Genomic DNA, 21,486 nt, shown 5'->3' with positions numbered 1-21,486 from the left:
GATTCTGATTAAGCCGTTAAACGCTGTATGTTAGTCAATTACATACAGCGTTTTAATTTTTATGCATGAGAAATAATATATTGATATAAATTTGTTATTCACTATTGAAAAATAGTAGATACCTCCCTATAATAAAAGTATAACCACTATGTGAAAACAAGTTTCACATAGTGAAACGGTGACTTATAATTTAATATATACTGATCTAAAAAGTGGTTTGCTTGTGAGATAGTATGTTTATATACAATAATTCTAGGAGGATGAAGATGGAAAAATATAATACATTAAGAAAAATATTAGACAGTGGTATTGTAGCAGTTGTCAGAGGAAACTCGAAGGAAGAAGCAATTAAAATATCCGAAGCCTGTATAAATGGCGGAGTAAATTGCATAGAGATAACTTTTACTGTACCAGAAGCTGATGATGCAATTAAAGAGATAAATCATAAGTATAAGGATGTAGTAGTTGGAGCTGGTACAGTTTTAGATGAATGTACCGCAAGAATAGCTATTATGGCTGGAGCAAAATTCGTGGTAAGTCCATGCTTTGATGAAGCTTCAGCAAAAATGTGCAATCTTTATCAGATACCATATATGCCAGGTTGCATGACGATAAATGAAATGAAAACGGCATTAAAATCAGGTGTGGATATTGTAAAGTTCTTTCCTGGAAATGCATATAAGCCCGAAATCGTGAAAGCGTGGAAGGCACCAATGCCGCAGCTTAATATTATGGTTACAGGTGGAGTTAATCTGGATAATATTGAAAAATGGTTTAATAGCGGAGTGGCTGCTGTAGGTGCCGGAAGCAATCTCACAGGCTTATACAATGGTGATGATTATTCTGGAATAACTGATATGGCTAAAAAATACATAGAAAAGATAAAAGAAATTAAAGGAAGATAAAAATTTCTTACTAAGAAGGAGAAAATCTTAATGGTTAATGATGTTGTTACATTTGGTGAAGCAATGTGCATGTTAATTGCTGAGAAAACAGGAGATTTGATTGATGTAGAAAAGTTTTCGAGAAATATGGCTGGAGCAGAAACGAATGTAGCCATAGGTTTAGCGAGATTAGGGTTAAAATCCGGTTGGGTGAGCAGGTTAGGAAACGATATATTTGGAACTTATATAATCCGTACCTTAAAACAAGAAGGTGTAGATATTTCAAATGTAAGACTAATAGACAGTAATTCTACGGGGTTTTTATTTAAATCAAAGACATTGAAGGGTGATCCGCATGTAGAATATTTCAGAAAATATTCTGCATGTAGTACAATGTCAATAGAAGACTACAATGAGCAATATTTTAGTTCTTTTAAGCATTTGCACGTTACAGGAATTTCAATTGCTTTGTCACAATCTGTAAAGGAATTTGCTGAATTTGCTATGAAGAATATGAAAAATAAAGGTAAGAGTATATCTTTTGATCCTAATCTTAGGCTCAGTCTCTGGAATAATGAGAAGGAAATGGTACGTGCAATAAATAGTTTTGCAGAGGATGCTGATATTATTCTTCCTGGCATTAGCGAGGGAAAAATATTAACCGGCTACAATAGTGCTGAGGATATAGCGAAATTCTATTTAGATAAAGGATTAAAAGTAGTAGTCGTAAAAACTGGGAAAGAAGGAGCTTATTACGATACTGGAAAGGAATCAGGTTTTGTTCCAGGGTATAAAGTAGAAAAAGTGGTTGATACAGTTGGAGCCGGAGATGGTTTTGCTGTAGGAGTTATTAGCGGTCTTCTAGAAAAACTCCCGATAACTGAAGCAGTTCGAAGAGGAAATGCTATAGGTTCTTTAGCTGTTATGAGTGAGGGAGACAAAGATGGCTTACCAACAAGGGAGCAATTAAATAGATATATGTCTTGTTAAGAAAATTGTAATACATTTGAATAAATATATAAATAAGTGAGAAACTCAAAAAGTGAGTTTCTCTTTGTTTTTTGATTGTGAATAGATGTAGATAAAAAAAGTGATAATATATTATTGAATAGTAAATATTTTGCTTATAGGAGAAACTTAATATGGAGAATATAGATTATAATAATAAAAATAGCTCTAAGGAACTGAAAAAACATATTGGGATGAATCCCATAACTACCTTTAGTAAAGAAAGCATAAAACCTTCTATAGAAGATACAGTATTTGTTGGACCGTTTTCTTCTATAATTGGAGATGTAAGAATTCAGAAAAATGTGTTTGTTGCTTCTAATGTAAACATAAGAGCAGACGAAGGAACCCCATTTTATATCGAAGAAAATACGAATATACAAGATGGAGTTACTATGCATGGACTTAAAGATGAAACAATTAGTGTAGATGGAGAAAAGTTTTCAATATACATAGGTAAAAATGTTAGCTGTGCTCATGGATGTATTATTCATGGACCATGTAAAATCGAAGATAATGTATTTGTGGGCTTTAATGCTATCGTATTAAATGCAGTTATAGGCAGCAATAGTTATATTGGACACAATGCTTTAGTTACAGGAGGCGTAAAAGTAGCCTCAAATAAATTTGTGCCAGCTGGAGCTATTATAGATAGCCAGGAAAAGGCCAATAATTTATCGGATGTATCATCAGAACAAAAGAAATTTGCAAAGGATGTTCAAAACGTAAATAAAGAATTTTCCGCTTCGTATTTGCAGTCGATGAAGGCTTAAAGGTGAGAGTAATCGTCGTAAGCTTATCTTAGCTATTAGAGTTGACTCTCACCTTAATTTATTCAAAACAGATTCTAAGGAATTTACAGCGGCTAAGGAGATATGTATGGAAATAATCATGTGTATTACTCTGGCTTCAAGGTCTTGGACAAAGGTATGGTTTAATCTGGAGAAACATTGATTGATGGTCTTATTAAGATGTATAAACTTTCGAATATAAATCACGTAAGCAGAATAGAAATAAGTGAACTTATTTATCGTTCTCATTCTCAAACTATCAGAAATTTTCAAATTATTTCAAAGCCAATATAGGATATCAAATAGATAATTTATATATAAAGGAGTGTACAGATTATGAATAGCTTAGTCATATATTATTCTCTTGAGGGAAATACAAAGTATATTTCAGAATGTATAGCTAATGCTGTAAATGGAGATATATTGGAACTAAAACCTAAGAAAGACATATCTCCAAATGGATTTGCTAGATATTTCTGGGGAGGAAAACAAGTATTATTTAAAGAAAAACCTGAACTAAACAATATCGATAAGAATCCTTTAGATTATGATTTTATATTTATTGGATCACCTGTATGGGCAGCGACATATGCACCGGTTTTTAACAGCTTTTTTAAGCAAGTGACGATAAAAAATAAGAAAATAGCGCTATTTGCTTGCTATGGAGGAAATGAAGGAAAAATATTCAATAGTTTTAAAAATGTATTAGTAGATAATGAAGTTGTAAGTGAAATAGGTTTTAAAGATCCATTAACTAATGATAAACAAGCAGCTGCTAGTAAGGTAACTGCTTGGGCACAAAGTATTGTAGGTAAATCGCAAAAATAATGAATTAATATTTTGAAAATATTTTTTAGTAAAAAAGCAGATAATAATGCTGTGAGAATTAAAAAATATGAATACGGAGGGATTTTATGAAAGCTGTTGTTGACAAAGATACATGCATTAGCTGTGGACTATGCCCGACAATATGTTCAGAGATATTTGAAATGGATGATGACGGAAAAGCAGTTGCAAAAGATGAGGAAATACCTGATGAGATATTAGACTCAGCTAAAGAGGCAGAAGAAGGATGTCCAGTTTCGGCAATTACAGTAAAATAGAGTATAAAAGAGATTGCAGTTGCAGTCTCTTTTATACTTTACAAATCATTTCAAAGAATATTATCTGTAAGCAATGCTGCAATAAATTAAAGTGTGAATATATATCAGTTCTCAAACATAGAACAATAAAATATAAAGATTAAGGACAGGCGGTGTAAACCTGTCCTTAATCTTTATACAATCTTTATACATTTCAAAGTAGTTTTAACACAGTCTTTATATTATTGATGCTATCATATGAAATATAAAAATAAGTAATGGGGGATAGAAACATGTTAGATATGATTTTTATAGCATCACTTTGTTTTGGTTTCTTATCAATAGTTTTATTTACAAAATGGTGCGAAAAGCAAATTGTAAAAAAGTAATTGATATGGGGGAATAAAAATGTGGATTCTTGTTTCAATCATAGCTCTTTTATTTATATATTTATGCTATGTTTTGTTTAATCCAGAAAAATTTTAGAGACATGGGGGAAAAATAAATGGAATGGTTACAGATAATAATAACTTTAATATTATTTATGCTGCTGGTGGTTACGGTAGGAAGATATTTATATCATGTAGCTTCTGGAAAAAAGATGTTTGGGGATGTTTTTTTCAATAAAGTTGATGGTTTTATCTATAAAATCTGTGGAATAAATAAAGATCAAGAAATGAATTGGAAACAGTATGTATTTTCTTTAATTGCAGTAAATGCTGTTATGGTACTTCTTGGTTATATAATTTTGAGAATACAAAGTATACATTTATTAAATCCAAATAAAATAGGCGGGATGGAAGAAAGCCTATCTTTTAATACAATCATTAGTTTTATGACTAATACTAATTTGCAGGATTATAGCGGTGAATCAGGACTTTCTCATTTAAGTCAAATGATAGTGATAATCTTTATGATGTTTACCTCAGGTGCTACTGGCGTTTCTGCAGCTTTGGCTTTTATGAGAGGCATAATTGGAAATAAAAAGACAGTGGGCAATTTTTTCGTTGATTTAACTAGAGTTATAACTAGAGTTTTATTACCACTTTCAATAGTAGTAGGAATGATTTTGGTAAGTCAGGGGGTACCTCAAACTTTATCAGGTACTCAGACGGTGACTACCATAGAAGGGAAAATGCAGGATATAGCTTTGGGACCTGTAGCAGCACTTGAATCGATAAAACACTTAGGAACTAATGGCGGAGGATTTTTTGGTGCAAATTCATCACATCCTTTTGAGAATCCTACACCAATTTCTAATTTAATAGAATTATTATCCATGATGCTTATACCAGGATCATTGGTTTTTACATTTGGATTGATGCTTAAGAATAAAAAACAGGGATGGGCAATATTTGCGGCTATGTCCATATTGTTTCTTATAGGTCTTCCACTATGCTATTTTTCAGAAAAAGCAGGCAACCCGGCCTTGGCTCATATAGGGTTAAATCAGCTAATGGGAAACATGGAGGGCAAGGAAGTAAGGTTTGGTATAGGACAGTCAGCTTTGTTTACTACTGTAACTACAGCTTTTACAACGGGGTCAGTTAACAATATGCATGATTCGTTAACACCTTTAGGCGGTGTAGTTCCACTTATAAATATGATGTTAAACGTAGTGTTTGGAGGAGAAGGTGTAGGTTTTATAAACATGATTATGTATGCAATACTTACAGTTTTCCTATGCGGTCTCATGGTAGGAAGAACTCCGGAATTTCTATCTAAAAAAATAGAGGGAAATGAAATTAAGCTTGTAGCACTTGCTATAATTATTCATCCATTTCTAATATTGATGTTTTCAGCATTAGCATTAATAGTACCACAAGGTTTAGCGGGTATATCAAATCATGGATTTCATGGATTATCGCAGGTAGTATATCAATTTGCATCTTCCGCTGCAAACAATGGTTCAGGCTTTGAAGGACTAGGTGACAATACTATGTTCTGGAATACTGCTGCTGGGGTAGTAATGTTCTATGGCAGATATTTATCAATAGCTTTACTTTTAGCAGTTGCAGGTTCACTGGCATCCAAAAGAGCTATACCGGTAAGCAATGGTACATTTAGGACAGACAATGCTATGTTCACAATAACTTTAGTTTTTATAGTACTTATAATAGGAGCCTTGACATTTTTGCCGGCATTAGCCCTTGGACCTATCGCTGAACATTTGACGTTATGGCACTGACTTTGTATTAGCATGCAATAATTGAGCAAGGAGAATGATATCATGAGTGATAATAAAAATAAATCTAAATTTATTACAAAAGAGATCTTAAGAAATTCTATTTTTGAAGCTTTTAAAAAATTAAATCCTAAATATATGATAAAAAATCCTGTAATGTTTGTAGTAGAGATTGGTTTCTTAATATCTTTAATGCTTACATTTATACCTGACATATTTGGTGATAAAGGAAATAATTTAAGAATTTATAATCTGATAGTTGGAGTTATTTTATTTATTACAGTGCTTTTTGCTAATTTTGCGGAGGCTGTAGCTGAAGGGAGAGGTAAAGCACAGGCAGAAAGTTTAAAGAAGACTCGTAAGGATACTATAGCTAAACTATTGGATTCAAATGGAAATATTGAAACGATAAATGCTAATAAGCTAAAAAAAGGCGATGTGGTATTAGTTGAAAATGGGGATATAATTCCTAATGATGGTGAGGTTATAGAAGGAATAGCATCTGTGGACGAATCGGCTATCACTGGTGAATCGGCTCCAGTGATGAAAGAAAGCGGTGGTGATTTTGCTTCTGTTACTGGAGGAACGAAGGTTGTTAGTGACTGGCTGAGGGTTAAAATAACAGCTACACCAGGAAAATCATTTCTTGATAAAATGATATCCCTTGTAGAAGGAGCTTCAAGACAGAAAACACCAAATGAAATTGCTCTTAACACTCTGTTGGTAAGTTTAACTTTAATATTTTTAATTGTAATAGTCACATTATATCCAATGGCTGTTTATTCACATGTAAAAATACAGACATCTACACTTATTGCACTTTTAGTGTGTCTTATTCCGACGACTATAGGCGGTTTGCTATCAGCTATAGGTATTGCTGGTATGGATAGAGTGACTAGATTTAATGTTATAGCTATGTCGGGAAAAGCAGTTGAAGCCTGTGGAGACGTGGATACAATGATACTTGATAAAACGGGTACGATAACTTTTGGTAATAGATTAGCTGCTGATTTTATTACTGTAGGTAAAGCAGATACATTGGATCTAATAAATTATGCTGTCATTTCTTCATTGAAAGATGATACTCCCGAAGGAAAATCAATTGTAGAACTTGGAACTAAACTTGGAACAACAGTGGAAATTGAACAATATAAGAATCTGAATTTTATTGAATTTACCGCTCAAACAAGAATGAGCGGGGTAGATTTAAAAGATGGAAGTACAATAAGAAAGGGTTCCTATGATGCAATAACTAAAAGAGTAAAAGTGATGAATGGAAATATACCAATAGATTTAGAAAAAATCGCAAATAAAGTAGCTAAACTGGGAGGAACCCCGTTAGTGGTATGTGTTGATAATAAGATATATGGTGTGATCTATTTAAAAGATACAGTTAAGCCAGGTTTAGTAGAGCGATTCCAGCGCCTAAGAGAAATTGGTATTAAGACAATAATGTGTACAGGCGATAATCCTTTGACTGCTGCTACAATAGCTAAAGAAGCTGGGGTTGATGGATTTATAGCTGAATGTAAGCCAGAGGATAAGATAAAAGCTATAAAAAAAGAGCAATCAGAAGGCAAAATAGTAGCAATGACAGGTGATGGAACTAATGATGCTCCAGCATTGGCACAGGCGGATGTAGGACTTGCTATGAACAGTGGAACTACAGCTGCAAAAGAAGCTGCTAATATGGTAGATTTAGATTCTGATCCTACAAAGATCCTGGAAGTTGTTGAGATAGGAAAGCAGCTGCTTATAACAAGAGGAGCATTAACAACTTTCAGTATAGCAAATGATGTGGCTAAGTATTTTGCTATAATACCAGCAGTTTTTACTGCTGCTATACCACAAATGCAGGTTATGAACGTAATGAAACTTTCAACTCCATATAGTGCAATACTTTCTGCACTTATATTTAACGCTGTAATAATACCATTGCTTATACCTATTGCTATGAAGGGTGTAAAATACAAACCTATGAAATCGGAAGCACTGCTTTTGAAAAATATGCTTGTTTTTGGACTTGGCGGTATTCTTGTGCCTTTTATAGGAATAAAAATTATAGACTTGGTTATTACTCCATTAGTTAGAATTCTTAATTTAGCTTAGAGTATGGGAAAGGAAGATTTGTTTATGCAGGTAAAAAAGATGTATGTAGATATTATGAAAAAGGCATTTATTATAAGTGTAGTTCTTATGTTATTATGCGGAGTAATCTATCCAATAACGATGACAGGCATAAGTCAGCTTGTTTTTAATAAAAAAGCAAATGGAAGTATGGTTATAGCAAAGGGGAAAAAAGTTGGTTCACAGCTTATTGGCCAGAATTTTACAAGACCAGAATTTTTTAGAGGAAGAGTTTCATCAGTAAATTATAACACCTATGAAAGTAAAGATAAAAATAAATCTTATGGTGGAGTAGCATCAGGTTCACAAAATTTAGCACCTTCTAATAAGGAACTTCAAAAAAGAGTACAAAAGGATATAAAGGAATTTTTAAAAACTCATCCTGGGGTTAAAAAAGAGAATATCCCTACAGATTTACTAACTAGTTCGGGGTCAGGCCTAGATCCTAATATAAGTCCTGAAGCTGCAAAAATTCAGATACCATCAGTTTCAAAAGCATCTGGTATAAGTGAAGAAAAACTTAAGAGTATAGTAGATAAATATACGGAAGGAAGATCGCTTGGCATATTTGGACAACCTAGAGTAAACGTGCTGAAAGTTAACCTTGAGATATCTTCAATTATGAGCAAAAGATAGTGTTACTGCATATAAAATTAAAATTTTATAGATTTAAGGAGATTTGCTATGAAGAAGATATCATTGGTATTGTTAGCTATGGCAGTTATAATTTTTGTTATTGCTGGGTTTTGTAAAGCAATCTTCTAATCGTAAATTCTACATTTATGTAAAAGAGTAGTATACTATAAATAAAGTGCCACTTATTGCTCTGTTTACGGCAAAAGTTATTATATAATTGTAGTTTGTTATTCAAAAATGTGAGTTTATGCTGTATCAAAAATGAACTTAATCAATCAAGGAGTGATTGAAATAGAAATTAATAGTAGACCAGATCCTAATTATCTTTTATACCAGATAAATAAGGAGGATAGTAAATCACGAAGTGGAAAATTAAAGATATTCTTTGGTTATGCCGCCGGAGTTGGTAAAAGCTATGAAATGCTTATGGAAGCTCATGATATGAAGAAACTGGGGAAGGACGTAGTTATCGGATATATAGAGCCACATGCAAGACCAGAAACTATGGCATTGGTTCGAGGACTTGAAAATATAGGGCCCAAAATTATAGAATACAGAGGAATATGTCTAAGAGAATTTGATTTAGATAAAGCATTAAAAAGGAAACCTGAAATAATATTGGTAGATGAATTTGCGCATACTAACGCTAAATCAAAAAGACATAGAAAAAGATGGCAGGATGTAGAGGAACTATTACAGGCTGGTATTGATGTGTACACTACACTGAATGTCCAACACATTGAAAGCTTAAATGATATTGTTGAAAGTATAACTCATATTTCAGTAAGGGAGACAGTACCAGATAAAATATTTGATGAGGCAGACAAAGTTGAACTTATAGATATTGAGCCAGATGAACTTTTAAAAAGATTTAGTGATGGCAAGATATATAGCAAGGAGCAGACCAAAAGAGCCTTTAATAATTTTTTTACAAAAAAGAATTTGTTCGCGCTTAGGGAAATTGCATTAAGAAGAACGGCTGATAGAGTAAATTACGAGGTGGAAAGTGCCAGACGAGCTAAGGGGCAAATAACAGTAGTACCTACCTCTGATCCTATATTAGCATGCATTTCAACTTCACCTTCATCGTCAAGAGTAATTCGTACAGCGGCAAGAATGGCCGAGGCACATCATTCTAAGTTGATAGTGCTTTATGTTGAAACTACGGAATCTGAAAACTTAAGTAAAGATGATAAAGAAAGGCTGAATGCTAACTTTACATTAGCGGAGCAGCTGGGAGGAGAGAATGTTACTATATATGGAGATGATGTGGTTGAACAAATAATTCAATATGCTAAATTTAGAAATGTGACAAAAATAATAATAGGTAAAAATCATAATAATGCGATGAACTTTTTCAGGTTTTATGCGAGAGATATAGTTGATAAACTTATGGATTCAAATTCTTATATAGATGTTTATGTTATTCCAAATTCGGCGTATAATAAAAAGCTTCGCAAGCATTCAAAGATACGTAAAGGTATTTTTAAAATATCAATGAAGGATGTTCTTATTGCCTCGGTAATAATGTTTATAGCTACTTTAATTGCATTATTTTTAGATTATTATTTGAAATTCAGAGAAGCAAATGTTATTATGGTCTTCATATTGAGTATTATGATTATATATATAAAAACTACTGGATATATGTTAGGGTTTATATACTCTATAATTAGCGTGTTGCTATTTAATTATTTTTTCACAGCCCCTAGATATTCGCTTAGAATTTATGATAAAAGTTATTTGGCAACATTTCCAATTATGTTAATCGTAGCATTTATAATGGGAACCCTTACTAGCAAATTGCAAAGGGAGGCTAATAATTCTCTTGCCAGAGAGAGTAGAACTCAGATTCTATATAGAGTGAGTAGAAAATTATTAAGTGCTAATAGTACTTCAGATGTTGTAAGTATTGGTATAAAATATATATCAAGGCTTTTAGAAAAGACAGTGGTTTGTTATCTGTTAAATGAGGACAAGCTATCTACACCATTTGTTTATTATAAGGATAAAGACAAAAAAGATAGTACTTTGTTTAGCCGTGATGAAGAAGCAGTTGCATATTGGACTTTACTCAATGGAAAAGAAGCTGGTGCTGGTACAAATACATTTTATGCTGCTAAAGGGTATTATATGCCACTAAAACGTCAGGGTAAAATATTAGGAGTTATAGGAATTTCATGTGTTGATGGAATACTTTTACCTGAGCAAAAGTTTATTTTTGAAACGGTAGCAAGTCAAATTTCTATTGCCTTAGATAGAGAAGTGCTTTCTGAAATTGAGAAGAATTCTAAGATGGAAATAGAGAGTGAAAGATTAAGGAGTAATTTGCTACGCTCAATTTCTCACGATTTAAGAAGCCCGCTAGCTGGAATAAAAGGTGCAGTAACAACGATTATTGAAAACGGATGTTTAATTACTCAAGAGACAAGGAATCAATTGCTTCAAGGTATATATGATGATACGGAATGGCTTATAAGGTTGGTAGAGAATTTACTTAGTATGACAAGGTTTGAAGAAGGTAAAGTGAAAGTAAATAAAAATGTTGAATTGGTAGAAGAGGTAGTATATGAAGCTGTACAGAGAACTACAAAACGATTTAAAGATCATAAAATTAAAGTTACAGTTCCTGAAAATGTAATAATGGCACCCATGGATGGAAGCTTGATTGAGCAAGTGATAATAAATCTTATTGATAATTCATTGAAATTCTCACCTCAAAACTCTTTAATAGAAGTAAAAGCTTATGAAAAAGACGAAAATATTTTCTTTGAAGTTATAGATGAAGGTATTGGTATATCAGATGAGATATTACCTCATATATTTGATAGTTTTTTTACTAATGGCAGTAAAATATCTGATTCCAGGCGTGGTGTTGGACTAGGACTTGCCATATGTAAATCTATTGTAGAAGCTCATGGCGGAAGTATTGAAGCTTACAATAAAAAGCATGGAGGAGCTATTTTTAAATTTAATATTCCAAAGGGTAAGGAGGAAAATGGGGATGGATAATAAACCATGTATTCTTGTGGTAGAAGATGATAAGCCAATAAGAAATTTTATTACTGCATCTTTAGAAGTTCAGGGCTTCAAGTATATTGAAACAGATAAAGGAGCTGAAGCTATTGCTCTTTCTATGTCTCATAGACCGGATTTAATGATTTTAGATTTGGGACTTCCTGATATTGATGGTATAGAAGTTATTATTAAAGTTAGGGAATGGTCAAACCTTCCTATAATAATTGTTTCAGCAAGAGAAAATGAGAGGCAAAAGGTAGAAGCATTGGACAAAGGTGCTGATGATTACTTAACTAAACCTTTTGGTATTGGAGAGTTGTTAGCAAGAATTAGAGTGTCTTTGCGACATGCTATAAAAAGTGAAGGCCTTTCGGAAAATGTTGATGTTTTCAAGGTCAAAAGATTAAGCATCGATTTTAGCAAAAGGCAGGTAGTTATAGATAACGAACAGATACATCTTACTCCTATGGAATATAAAATAATGGCATTGCTTTGCAAATATCCTGGAAAAGTGTTGACTCATAATTTTATTATTAAAGAAATTTGGGGAGCTGCTGTAGGAAATGAAACTCAATCACTTAGAGTTTTTATGGCAAGTTTACGAAGAAAGATAGAGAAAAACCCTGCACAGCCTGAGTATATCTATACTGAGGTGGGAGTTGGATATAGGCTGGTAGATGAATAATTAAAGTAAATAGATTATTGTAGAGACGATAGGGCAAATCTTTTTAGCAGAAGATAGCCCTAATTTTTATTAGAAGTTATTGACATAATAGACAGACTGGTCTATTCTTGTAAGAGTGGAATTAATAATTTATTAAGGAGATGTTGCAATGAAAATATCAGCAGTTCATATGAATTCAGTTTTAGCAGATGTAGATCATAATATGAATATAGCAGAGAATGAAATAAAAAAAGCAAAAGAAAAAGGAGCAGAAATAGTTGTTTTGCCAGAGTTTTTTTCAACGGGCTTTGCATTTACTCCTAAAATACCGGAAGCAGTACTTAAATATGAAAATCCACAGATTAAGCTGAGTATGTGGGCAAAAAAATATGATATAATCATAGGCGGATCATATATTTGGTTTAATGGAAAAGAGGGACTTAACACATTTAGCTTAACTTTTCCAAGTGGCCAAATCTATACGCATAGCAAAGATATACCCACTGTATATGAGCATTTTTGTTATACCTATGGAGATAGAGATAGTGTTTTCCAAACTCCTATTGGAAACATAGGTGTTGCGATGTGCTGGGAGCAGCTTCGAACAGATACAGTTAAACGTATGATTGGAAAAGTAGATTTATTATTAACTTGTTCCTGTTGGTGGGGATTTTGTGAAGATGATCCTGAAGAACTGCAGGCACTTTCTGATTATCATCATGAGTTGGCAGTAAATGCGCCTATAAAACTTTCCAAGATATTTGGTGTGCCTGTTATTCATGCAAGCCATCACGCCGTGTTCGAGGGGTTAGCCTTCTTTAAGGGACAAAAAAGACAAACCCGCACAATAGTAGGAGCTACTCAAATTATTAATGAAAAAGGCGATGTAATTGATAGAAAATTGTTTAATGAAGATGGTGGTATTATAACAGCAGAAATAAATATTAATTCGCAATCAGATAAAATAAATGAATACAACGGGGAAAATTATTGGATACCAAATTTGCCGCCTGTATATTTGCGACTATGGGAAAAGGTTAACCCATTTTGTGAAAAGTATTATAATGATGTTACTAAAACTTATTATTTAAACAACTATAAATAAAGTAAATATTGCTAGGAGAAATTATGGATAATTTTTATTATTATGAAACAGAAATAGGTACAATAGGATTGTTTGAAAGTAATGAAGCAATTACAGAACTTTGTTTTGGGAAAAAAATATACGAGATTGTAATTTCCAAGAATCGGATTTAATCAAAGCTGCATATGAACAGCTTCAACAATATTTTGAAGGTCGGAGAAAGATATTCGATTTGCCGCTGACTCCACAGGGTACTGAGTTTCAACTTAAAGTCTGGAAGGCTTTACAGCAGATACCTTATGGTACAACCTGTAGTTATAAAGATATAGCAGAAAAAGTTGGAAATATTAAAGCATGCAGAGCTATTGGTATGGCTAACAACAGGAATCCGATACCTATATTTATTCCTTGTCATAGGGTAATTGGAGCTGATGGTAAATTGGTAGGCTATGGTGGAGGCCTTCATATAAAAAAGCGATTACTGGAAATAGAAAATGTAAAGTTGAAGGTAAAATAGATATGAACGACGATATAAGAATTTCTCTTTTTAATCTATGTGATGAAAAATATAAGACATTTCAAATGAAGTTGTGCCCTGATAATAAAAATATTATCGGGGTAAGACTGCCTGCTTTAAGAAAAATAGCAAAAAGCATAGCTAAAGGCAAATGGAAAGAATATCTCAAATCTGCGCAGAACGATTATTTTGAAGAAATTATGCTGCAGGGAATGGTTATAGGATATATTGATGTAGAAATAGAAGAGCGGTTGAAGCTTATTACTTATTTTGTACCTAAAATAGATAATTGGTCTGTATGTGATAGTTTTTGCAGTGGTTTAAAATTTGTGAAAAAGAGTAGAGAATGTGTATGGGAATATTTAGAGACCTATATTAATTCAAAAGAAGACTTTAGGCTGCGATTTGCTATTGTGATGATGATCTTTTATTTTATTGAAGATGAATATATTGATAGAGTACTTCAGATAGTAGATGGAATTAAACATGAAGGATACTATGTTAAGATGGCAGTGGCTTGGGCTGTATCCATTTGTTATGTTAAATTCCCAGAAAAAACTATGGAGTATCTTAAAAATAATTCACTGGACGATTTTACATATAATAAGTCTCTTCAGAAGATAATCGAGTCCTTTCAAGTTGATAAAGATACAAAGACGCTTATTGGCAGAATGAAACGAAATTTAACCAGAAGTTAAATTTCTAGAAAACATTCAACTACGAATCCATTGGTAAATAGGGCAGATTAGTTTATACTATGACTATAGGGCCCTTGAGAATTTAATGAGATGGAGTGGTAAAATGGATAAATTGTCCATAGGTGAAACTATCTTTAGACTTAGAAAAGAGAAGGGATTTACTCAAGACCAATTAGGCAGCTTTATTGGGGTATCTACGGCAGCGGTATCAAAGTGGGAGAGCGGCATTTCCTACCCGGATATAACTTTACTGCCTGTGCTGGCTTCATTGTTCAATGTTTCAATAGATAAACTGATGAATTATAAAGCTGAACTTTCAGATGAAGAAGTAATGAGTATATATGCTAAATGCGAAGCAATTTTCAGCGGTGGCAGCATAGAAGAAGCTGTAAAAACAAGTAAAGAATATTTAAAGAAATATCCTAATAGTTATTATTTGAAATTTAGAACTGGCTTTCTATTTGTTATGTATTCCTGGAAAACTAATGATGAGGAAGACACTAGAAATATGATAGCATTTGCGATTAAGCTATTCGAAGAGGTAGTAGAAAATTGCAGCAGAGAAGATTTGGTTGAAGCAGCATTATTTCAGCTTGGAGCACTTTATCCTCAGATGGACGAGCAAGATAAAGCAATAGAAGCACTTAATAAAATTCATAAAAGTAGTGTTGACCCTAATGATTTGCTAGCAAGTATTTATATAGAAAAAAATGAGCTTAAAAAGGCCAGAGAGATACTTCAAAGCAAATTATACAAATGTACATTTGATATAACGCTAGCTTGCATGTCCTTAGCTAAGTCTTATGCGAAAGAGGAGAAGGATTTATCAAAGGTCGAGCAGTATTTTAATCTTATGATTAATATTAAGAAGACTATAAATGATGAAAAGGGAGAAGGGCTAAGTTTATATAATGAATATCTTCATTTTGGAAGGTCATATTTATTATTTAATGAAACTGAAAAAAGTATGGAAATGCTTAATAACATGATAGAAGATATGAGACATCGTGATATCAACGAACCTGGAGAATTTAAATCGTGTTCTTTTTTTAATTATATACCAGTAAGTAAAAGAACTATAACAATGAATCTATATGATAATCTGCTTAAAATCTTTGAAGAGCCTATTTTTGATGTTATACGTGAAAGAGAAGATTTTAAAAGAATCCTTAGTGAAATAAACGATTTGAAAGAAAAACATTTAAGGTAAAATAGAATGGACTTGCTCTTGAGCGAGTCCATTTATTTTAGAAAAAGAACTTAAAACTTATGTTTTAATTTTCTAATCATAATATAATACGAAATCATAAGCAGTAGTTCTGCTCCGACCCAGGCGGATACTTCCGCAAAACAGATTCCAAGAAAACTTATAAATATTGGCAGAGTAAGACCAAATAATAGTCTTAATGCTAGTTCAAGCACACCTGAAATCATAGGTATTACAGTGTTTCCCATTCCTTGAAGGGCTGAACGATAGATGAATAAAAGTCCTAAATCGCACACAAAAATAGAAGTTACAATCATATATTGACCAGAAACCTTAAATACTCCAGTTTCAGTTGGAGAAACAAACAGGCTTATTATCTGATGTCTAAATATAATTATAAGTAAGCTTATAATTATATTAACTATAACTGACATTTTAATACATTTCCGTATTCCTAAACTAATTCTATCGTATTTTTTTGCACCAAGATTTTGACCTGAAAAAGTGGCCATAGCTAGTCCAAAAGTTATGCCAGGCTGTTCTACTAGTGACATGATCTTAGTTCCTGCAGTATATCCTGCTACATAAATTGCACCGTACCCATTTACAATCGCTTGAAGTAACATACACCCTAATGCAGTGACTGAATTTTGAATCGCAGCTGGAATGCCTAAAATAAAAAGCTTTTTTAATATAGTAAAATCTATTGTCCAATCTAATTTTTTTATTTTCAGCATTTCGTGTTTTCTAAGTACCATAAAACCAAGTATACAGGAAAGCACTTGAGCTGAATCTGTAGCTATAGCAGAGCCTGCAACTCCTAATTTAAAAACTAATATAAAAAGCAGATTAAATACTATGTTTGCTAATGATGAAATTATCATTATATAAAAAGGTGCTTTACTATTACCAAATGCTCTCAATATAGATGCGATAAGATTATAGGATATAGTTGCAATTATTCCGATATATATAATACTAATATAAAGATTTGCATCATGGATTATATTAGCTGGTGTATTTAATAAACGAAGCAGCGGCATTGAAGTGATTAAGCTTAATGCAGTAACTACTATAGCCATAAAAAGAGAGAGATATACTGACATAGTAACTGCTTTTTTTACTCCATTTTTATCATTGGCACCGAATCGCTGAGCAACCATTATGCCAAAACCGTTGGAAAGTCCAATGATAAAGCCTATTATCATAAAATTGATAGAACCTGTAGAACCAACAGCTGCTAGGGCGTCTACACCGATTGTTTTTCCAACAACGATAGTATCTACCATGCTATAAAATTGCTGAAAGAAGTTCCCTATAAGCATAGGTATAGAAAATTCTAATAATAATTTAGTTGGATTGCCTGAAGTCATATCTCTTGTCATAGTAAAAATTCTCTCCATTTCTATAAGTATGAGTACATTATTTTTGCTGCATCAATTATTATAGCATAAAGACTATTTTCACAAAAAGGTATTATATTAGCTTTAAATTTGAACTGATAAATAAATAGTAACCTACTTTTTTATAAAAAATGAAAAGTAATAATTGCAAAATAGATAAATATATTTTAAAATATAGTAAAACATTTAATATTTATATAACAATTAAAACAATTTAAAAGAAGTTTAAATAATGCTGATAAAAAAGAACATGTTTTTAATATGAAAGGGGATATTCTACCATGCTTAATGACAAATACCTTATAGCTAAATATAATTTTGATGATAATGCAAATGTAGGCAAAGACAGTTCTGGAAAGGGTAATCATGGAGTACCTTCTGGTAATATAAGACCTACGATTATTACAATAGGTGGGAGAAAGGCTGCAAAGTTCAGTGGCGGAACTCATAATAATTCATATATACAGTTACCTGAAAATCTACTGGGAGATATAAATGACAATACAGGCTTAACTGTTTCAACATGGGTGTATTTAGGTAAAGTATCAAGTGTATGGGAGAGAATTTTTGATTTCGGAAAAGGATCTAAAGGCCCATATGTTTTTTTAACAAGAAATTTAAGAGGGGTATGTTTTGAAGGAACGGAACTTGCAGCAGATCCTAGAAAAACGTATACACCAGGAGAATGGATTCATGTGGCACTTTCAATTACAGGAACAAAAGGAGGAACACTAAGCGGTGCTGGACCAATTGTCTATGTAAATGGCGAGAAAGCAGGTGACGGTTTTATCAGTCAAACTTCTAGTGGTAATTATGCACAATTACGTAAGTGGTTTGATACTTTTACTGATAGACAAAATTATACAAATAACACCATTGGGATGTCTCAACATGATATTGATGTTGATTTTTGCGGTTATCTTTCAGATTTCCGTGTTTACAAAGCAGGGTTAACTCAAGATGAAGTTATAGATGTTATGTGTGATTCTCTAAGTGATGAAAGCATTGTAAGATTAGCGGAAGCCAAATATCTTTCAGCTCCAGCTAAAATTGTAACTAAGGACATAGTATTTCCAAGATCTCTTATGAGCGGAAAAGTAGAAGTTTCATGGAAATCAGATGATGTAACTGCAATTTCTGACGAGGGCTTTGTAAAAGCTGTTAATAAACCTAAGGGTGTCACTATCACAGCGGCAATAAAGAAAGGCCAATTTAAATTAGAAAAGAATTTTAATTTAACAGTGCTGCCAGAGAAATTACCAGGGTACACGTTGAATATTGATGGAAATAATGAAGTGTTAGATATTAGTGATACATTATATGGCTTATTCTATGAAGATATCAATAATGCAGCTGATGGCGGAATATATGCTGAGCTTGTTAAAAATCGTTCGTTTGAATCCTTTATATATGATACTTATTCAGCTGCATCAGGAATGGATGCAAAGTCTACAGGAAGAAAGCATACACCACTTGATGGATGGTCAGGAGATTTAGATAAAGTTACTGTAAAAAATGCAGGCGGATTAAATGAATACTTTAATGTTCAGGATAAAGATGTAAATGCATATTATATAACTGCTGCTGATGGAACTACAATATACAATAAAGGTTTTGCAGATACTAATCGGAATTGTTCAATGTGTATCAGAAAAAATGAAAAATATGATTTTACAATATGGGCAAAATCTAAGAAGGGTGGCAAGCTGATATTAGAGCTAAAGGATAAAGATAATAAAGCTATTAGTAATTTAGTAGAAGTTCAAATAGAAGACGGAGATAAGTGGAAGAAATATGGAATAGATGAAAAAGTTGTTTTAACAGGTTCTTCGTCAGCTTTTGGTAAGCTTACTATATCATTTAGCGGCGAGGTTTCAGTTGATATGGTATCATTAATTCCTGAGGATGTTTGGGGGGCTAAGGGCGAACCAGACTCTAGAACGGCTCATTCAAATTACATTGGCAATCCAAATTACAGACTTAGAAGCGACTTAGTTAAGTCACTTCAGAAGCTTCATCCAACCTTTCTTCGTTTCCCTGGTGGATGTATTTCAGAGGGATCTTATATATGGGAGAACGTATATAATTGGAAAGAGTCTGTAGGTGATGTTGAAGTACGTAAAGAAAATTACAATGTATGGGGTTACGTTATGACAATGGGGCTTGGCTATATGGAATATTTTCAGTTATCAGAAGACTTAAATGCTAAACCTCTTCCTGTCATGGCTTGCGGAGTGTTGTGTCAGGCAAGGTCAGATTATGCTAATCCAGCTGGAGGAAAATTAAGAGATAAGTACATTAAGAATTTTACAGATTTAATCGATTTTGCTATCAGTACAGATTTTGAAAGCAATAAATGGGCGATTCTACGTAAAAAAATGGGACATGTAGAGCCATTTGATTTACACTATCTTGGAGTAGGAAATGAAAACTGGGGAACAGAATTTTTTGCAAACTTTGAGATATTTAAAGCTGAAATTGACAAGTATATGGAAAAAAATTATCCTGCCCATGAACTTAATATAATATCTACAGTAGGTGCTCAAGCAGATGATGATGCTTATCAACAAGGATGGAAGTTCTTGATAGGAAATTACAAAGGGTCAGCTAAAGTTAGTTTTACAGATGGAGAAAGCAGTATAGAAGAAAATGTTTCTTGGTATAAGGATCAAAAACATTATATGGAAACTATAGCTGATGAACATTATTATCGTTCTAATGATTATTTGCTGAATAATGCAGATAGATACAACTATTATTACAGAGCTTTTAATGAGGATGGCAGTATCAATAATGCTGAAACTTCCAAGGTATTTGTTGGTGAATACGCATCTACCGACAAGAATACTTTAGCAGGGGCTATTGCGGAAGCCGCAGTAATGACTGGGTTTGAGAATAACTCCGATGTAGTAAGATTGGCGGCTACAGCTCCATTGTTTAATAAAGTATTGACAGATAACAGCTACAGATGGACCCCAGATTGTATATGGTTTGATGATGAAACTGTATGGCTTACACCTACTTATTATGTACAGCAGTTGTTTGCAAAATATATTGGTAAGAAGCTATTAGCTACTTCATTTTCAACTTATGTAAATGGTAAGCTTAAAAAGCTCATACCTCATGGCGGAATTGAAATTGCAGCAGGAAATGGGGAGATAATTGTAAAGAATATTAAAGTCACATCAAATACAACGGGTGATGTACTTTTTAATCAGGACTTTACAGAAGCTTTAGATTCTGCATGGAAAGTTATACCTGATTCAATAGGCTATGAACTTGATGCTGAAAAAGGATTAATATTAAAAGGTCAAAGCGAAGGACTTAATGGTCTGTATATAATGAATGATAGCTGGACAAATTACAAGGTTGAAGTTGAGGCTGTAAAAGTATCGGGAATTGATGGCTTTTATGTAGGTGTAGGACTAACAGATATCATTCATAATAAAAAGGATGTAATAGAATACGCTGTTGGCTACGATGGAAATACGACTGCAGTAAAAGTGTATAAGCAGGGAGTGGAAGGTTATAGATTAGGCGATTATTCATCAAGTACAGCTGCTGGTAATCTAAGGGCTTGCTGCGATGAAGAAATAGCAAGCAATGTCCAGTATTCAATTACTGTAAACTATGGCGGAGTTAGTGGAAGAAATCTTATCTGCTTCTACAGAACTGATAAAACTACAAGCAGAGTTTTGAATTATAAATTGGAAGCATATAATAGAGATATATTCAGCTCTGTTACAAGAGATGATAAACATTTGTACATCAAACTTGTAAATCCAGATGATGTGGACAAATTAACTGAAATAAAGTTAAAAGGCCTAACAGCTGCTAAGGAAGGTAAGTTAATTAGTCTAACAGCTGATTCTGACCTTGTTAATGTTCAAGATGTAAACAAAAAGAATGATGAGAAAGTAGTACCTGTAGAAAATGAGATAGTGATATCTAACAATTCAGCAGTAATAACTGTAGCCGCTAATTCTGTAAATGTATTGGTAATGGATATCTAATTATAGATAAATTTACAGCAAATTAAAAATGAGGATAACTCTTGGATAGTGCTAAGATACTTTTATATAAAGTAAAAAAGGTGGTTGCTAAATGAAAAAACGGTACAGCATTTTTACGAAGAAGTTAAAAAGAAACAGTAATATATTTTGAAGTTAGTGAATTAAGATA

At 32.9% G+C, this 21,486-nt stretch carries 16 protein-coding genes and 1 pseudogene; 16 read left to right on the top strand and 1 reads right to left on the bottom strand.

Going from position 1 to position 21,486, the window contains the following annotated elements; translation table 11 throughout:
* The first annotated feature begins 266 nt into the window (after positions 1-266).
* The 15 genes and pseudogenes from CLORY_RS10200 (at position 267) to CLORY_RS10130 (ending at position 15,904) form a co-directional block, all read left to right on the top strand.
* Entirely contained in the window at positions 267-905 is a 639-nt protein-coding gene (locus CLORY_RS10200) for a bifunctional 2-keto-4-hydroxyglutarate aldolase/2-keto-3-deoxy-6-phosphogluconate aldolase (RefSeq protein ID WP_079423902.1), read from the top strand.
* Positions 906-935: 30 nt separating this feature from the next.
* A complete protein-coding gene (locus CLORY_RS10195; protein WP_079423900.1) occupies positions 936-1,874 on the top strand; it encodes a sugar kinase in 939 nt (312 codons plus the stop codon).
* Between the two features lie 152 nt (positions 1,875-2,026).
* Entirely contained in the window at positions 2,027-2,665 is a 639-nt protein-coding gene (locus CLORY_RS10190) for an LbetaH domain-containing protein (protein WP_207652193.1), read from the top strand.
* A 354-nt stretch (positions 2,666-3,019) separates the two neighbouring features.
* A complete protein-coding gene (locus CLORY_RS10185) occupies positions 3,020-3,511 on the top strand; it encodes a flavodoxin family protein (protein ID WP_079423898.1) in 492 nt (163 codons plus the stop codon).
* A gap of 86 nt (positions 3,512-3,597) precedes the next feature.
* Entirely contained in the window at positions 3,598-3,786 is a 189-nt protein-coding gene (locus tag CLORY_RS10180; protein WP_079423896.1) for a ferredoxin, read from the top strand.
* Between the two features lie 387 nt (positions 3,787-4,173).
* Entirely contained in the window at positions 4,174-4,251 is a 78-nt protein-coding gene (gene kdpF, locus CLORY_RS24205) for a K(+)-transporting ATPase subunit F (protein ID WP_079423940.1), read from the top strand.
* A 19-nt stretch (positions 4,252-4,270) separates the two neighbouring features.
* Positions 4,271-5,953 carry a potassium-transporting ATPase subunit KdpA gene (gene kdpA, locus CLORY_RS10170; protein ID WP_079423894.1) on the top strand — a complete coding sequence of 561 codons (1,683 nt, stop codon included), beginning with the start codon at positions 4,271-4,273 and terminating at the stop codon, positions 5,951-5,953.
* 42 nt (positions 5,954-5,995) lie between these two features.
* A complete protein-coding gene (gene kdpB, locus CLORY_RS10165) occupies positions 5,996-8,059 on the top strand; it encodes a potassium-transporting ATPase subunit KdpB (RefSeq protein WP_079423891.1) in 2,064 nt (687 codons plus the stop codon).
* Positions 8,060-8,083: 24 nt separating this feature from the next.
* Positions 8,084-8,713: a K(+)-transporting ATPase subunit C gene (locus CLORY_RS10160; RefSeq protein ID WP_242954390.1), complete on the top strand. Its 630-nt coding sequence runs from the start codon at positions 8,084-8,086 to the stop codon at positions 8,711-8,713.
* 291 nt (positions 8,714-9,004) lie between these two features.
* On the top strand, positions 9,005-11,725 hold the full coding sequence (locus tag CLORY_RS10155) for a sensor histidine kinase (protein ID WP_207652194.1): 2,721 nt from the start codon (positions 9,005-9,007) through the stop codon (positions 11,723-11,725).
* Complete coding sequence (locus CLORY_RS10150; protein WP_079423887.1) at positions 11,718-12,416, top strand: response regulator; 699 nt, start codon at positions 11,718-11,720, stop codon at positions 12,414-12,416. Before CLORY_RS10155 ends, CLORY_RS10150 begins: the two co-directional genes overlap by 8 nt.
* Positions 12,417-12,564: 148 nt before the next feature.
* The gene (locus CLORY_RS10145; protein ID WP_079423885.1) at positions 12,565-13,500 is read left to right on the top strand and encodes a carbon-nitrogen hydrolase family protein; all 936 of its coding nucleotides are present in this window, start codon (positions 12,565-12,567) and stop codon (positions 13,498-13,500) included.
* 23 nt (positions 13,501-13,523) lie between these two features.
* A pseudogene (locus CLORY_RS10140) lies at positions 13,524-13,996 on the top strand (methylated-DNA--[protein]-cysteine S-methyltransferase).
* A gap of 2 nt (positions 13,997-13,998) precedes the next feature.
* Positions 13,999-14,694, top strand: a complete 696-nt coding sequence (locus tag CLORY_RS10135) for a DNA alkylation repair protein (RefSeq protein ID WP_079423884.1) — start codon at positions 13,999-14,001, stop codon at positions 14,692-14,694.
* A gap of 103 nt (positions 14,695-14,797) precedes the next feature.
* The gene (locus CLORY_RS10130) at positions 14,798-15,904 is read left to right on the top strand and encodes a helix-turn-helix domain-containing protein (RefSeq protein WP_079423882.1); all 1,107 of its coding nucleotides are present in this window, start codon (positions 14,798-14,800) and stop codon (positions 15,902-15,904) included.
* Between the two features lie 50 nt (positions 15,905-15,954).
* Here CLORY_RS10130 and CLORY_RS10125 read toward each other — a convergent pair whose 3' ends face one another.
* Positions 15,955-17,286 (bottom strand): MATE family efflux transporter, encoded by a 1,332-nt coding sequence (locus CLORY_RS10125; protein WP_079423880.1) that lies wholly within the window; start codon positions 17,284-17,286, stop codon positions 15,955-15,957.
* 299 nt (positions 17,287-17,585) lie between these two features.
* Here CLORY_RS10125 and CLORY_RS10120 point away from each other — a divergent pair, with 299 nt between their 5' ends.
* On the top strand, positions 17,586-21,317 hold the full coding sequence (locus tag CLORY_RS10120) for an alpha-L-arabinofuranosidase C-terminal domain-containing protein (protein WP_079423878.1): 3,732 nt from the start codon (positions 17,586-17,588) through the stop codon (positions 21,315-21,317).
* Positions 21,318-21,486: the final 169 nt, after the last annotated feature.

The sequence above is a fragment of the Clostridium oryzae genome, from assembly GCF_002029235.1.
GTDB lineage: Bacteria > Bacillota > Clostridia > Clostridiales > Clostridiaceae > Clostridium_AE > Clostridium_AE oryzae.
This window is presented reverse-complemented; position numbering and strand designations above follow the sequence as displayed.

What these genes read in the sequence shown, in the direction of transcription:
- CLORY_RS10200 (WP_079423902.1), top strand. Translation starts at nt 267, where the DNA reads ATGGAAAAATATAATACATTAAGAAAAATATTAGACAGTGGTATTGTA.
- CLORY_RS10195 (WP_079423900.1), top strand. Translation starts at nt 936, where the DNA reads ATGGTTAATGATGTTGTTACATTTGGTGAAGCAATGTGCATGTTAATT.
- CLORY_RS10190 (WP_207652193.1), top strand. Translation starts at nt 2,027, where the DNA reads ATGGAGAATATAGATTATAATAATAAAAATAGCTCTAAGGAACTGAAA.
- CLORY_RS10185 (WP_079423898.1), top strand. Translation starts at nt 3,020, where the DNA reads ATGAATAGCTTAGTCATATATTATTCTCTTGAGGGAAATACAAAGTAT.
- CLORY_RS10180 (WP_079423896.1), top strand. Translation starts at nt 3,598, where the DNA reads ATGAAAGCTGTTGTTGACAAAGATACATGCATTAGCTGTGGACTATGC.
- kdpF (WP_079423940.1), top strand. Translation starts at nt 4,174, where the DNA reads ATGTGGATTCTTGTTTCAATCATAGCTCTTTTATTTATATATTTATGC.
- kdpA (WP_079423894.1), top strand. Translation starts at nt 4,271, where the DNA reads ATGGAATGGTTACAGATAATAATAACTTTAATATTATTTATGCTGCTG.
- kdpB (WP_079423891.1), top strand. Translation starts at nt 5,996, where the DNA reads ATGAGTGATAATAAAAATAAATCTAAATTTATTACAAAAGAGATCTTA.
- CLORY_RS10160 (WP_242954390.1), top strand. Translation starts at nt 8,084, where the DNA reads ATGCAGGTAAAAAAGATGTATGTAGATATTATGAAAAAGGCATTTATT.
- CLORY_RS10150 (WP_079423887.1), top strand. Translation starts at nt 11,718, where the DNA reads ATGGATAATAAACCATGTATTCTTGTGGTAGAAGATGATAAGCCAATA.
- CLORY_RS10145 (WP_079423885.1), top strand. Translation starts at nt 12,565, where the DNA reads ATGAAAATATCAGCAGTTCATATGAATTCAGTTTTAGCAGATGTAGAT.
- CLORY_RS10135 (WP_079423884.1), top strand. Translation starts at nt 13,999, where the DNA reads ATGAACGACGATATAAGAATTTCTCTTTTTAATCTATGTGATGAAAAA.
- CLORY_RS10130 (WP_079423882.1), top strand. Translation starts at nt 14,798, where the DNA reads ATGGATAAATTGTCCATAGGTGAAACTATCTTTAGACTTAGAAAAGAG.
- CLORY_RS10125 (WP_079423880.1), bottom strand. Translation starts at nt 17,286, where the DNA reads ATGACAAGAGATATGACTTCAGGCAATCCAACTAAATTATTATTAGAA.
- CLORY_RS10120 (WP_079423878.1), top strand. Translation starts at nt 17,586, where the DNA reads ATGCTTAATGACAAATACCTTATAGCTAAATATAATTTTGATGATAAT.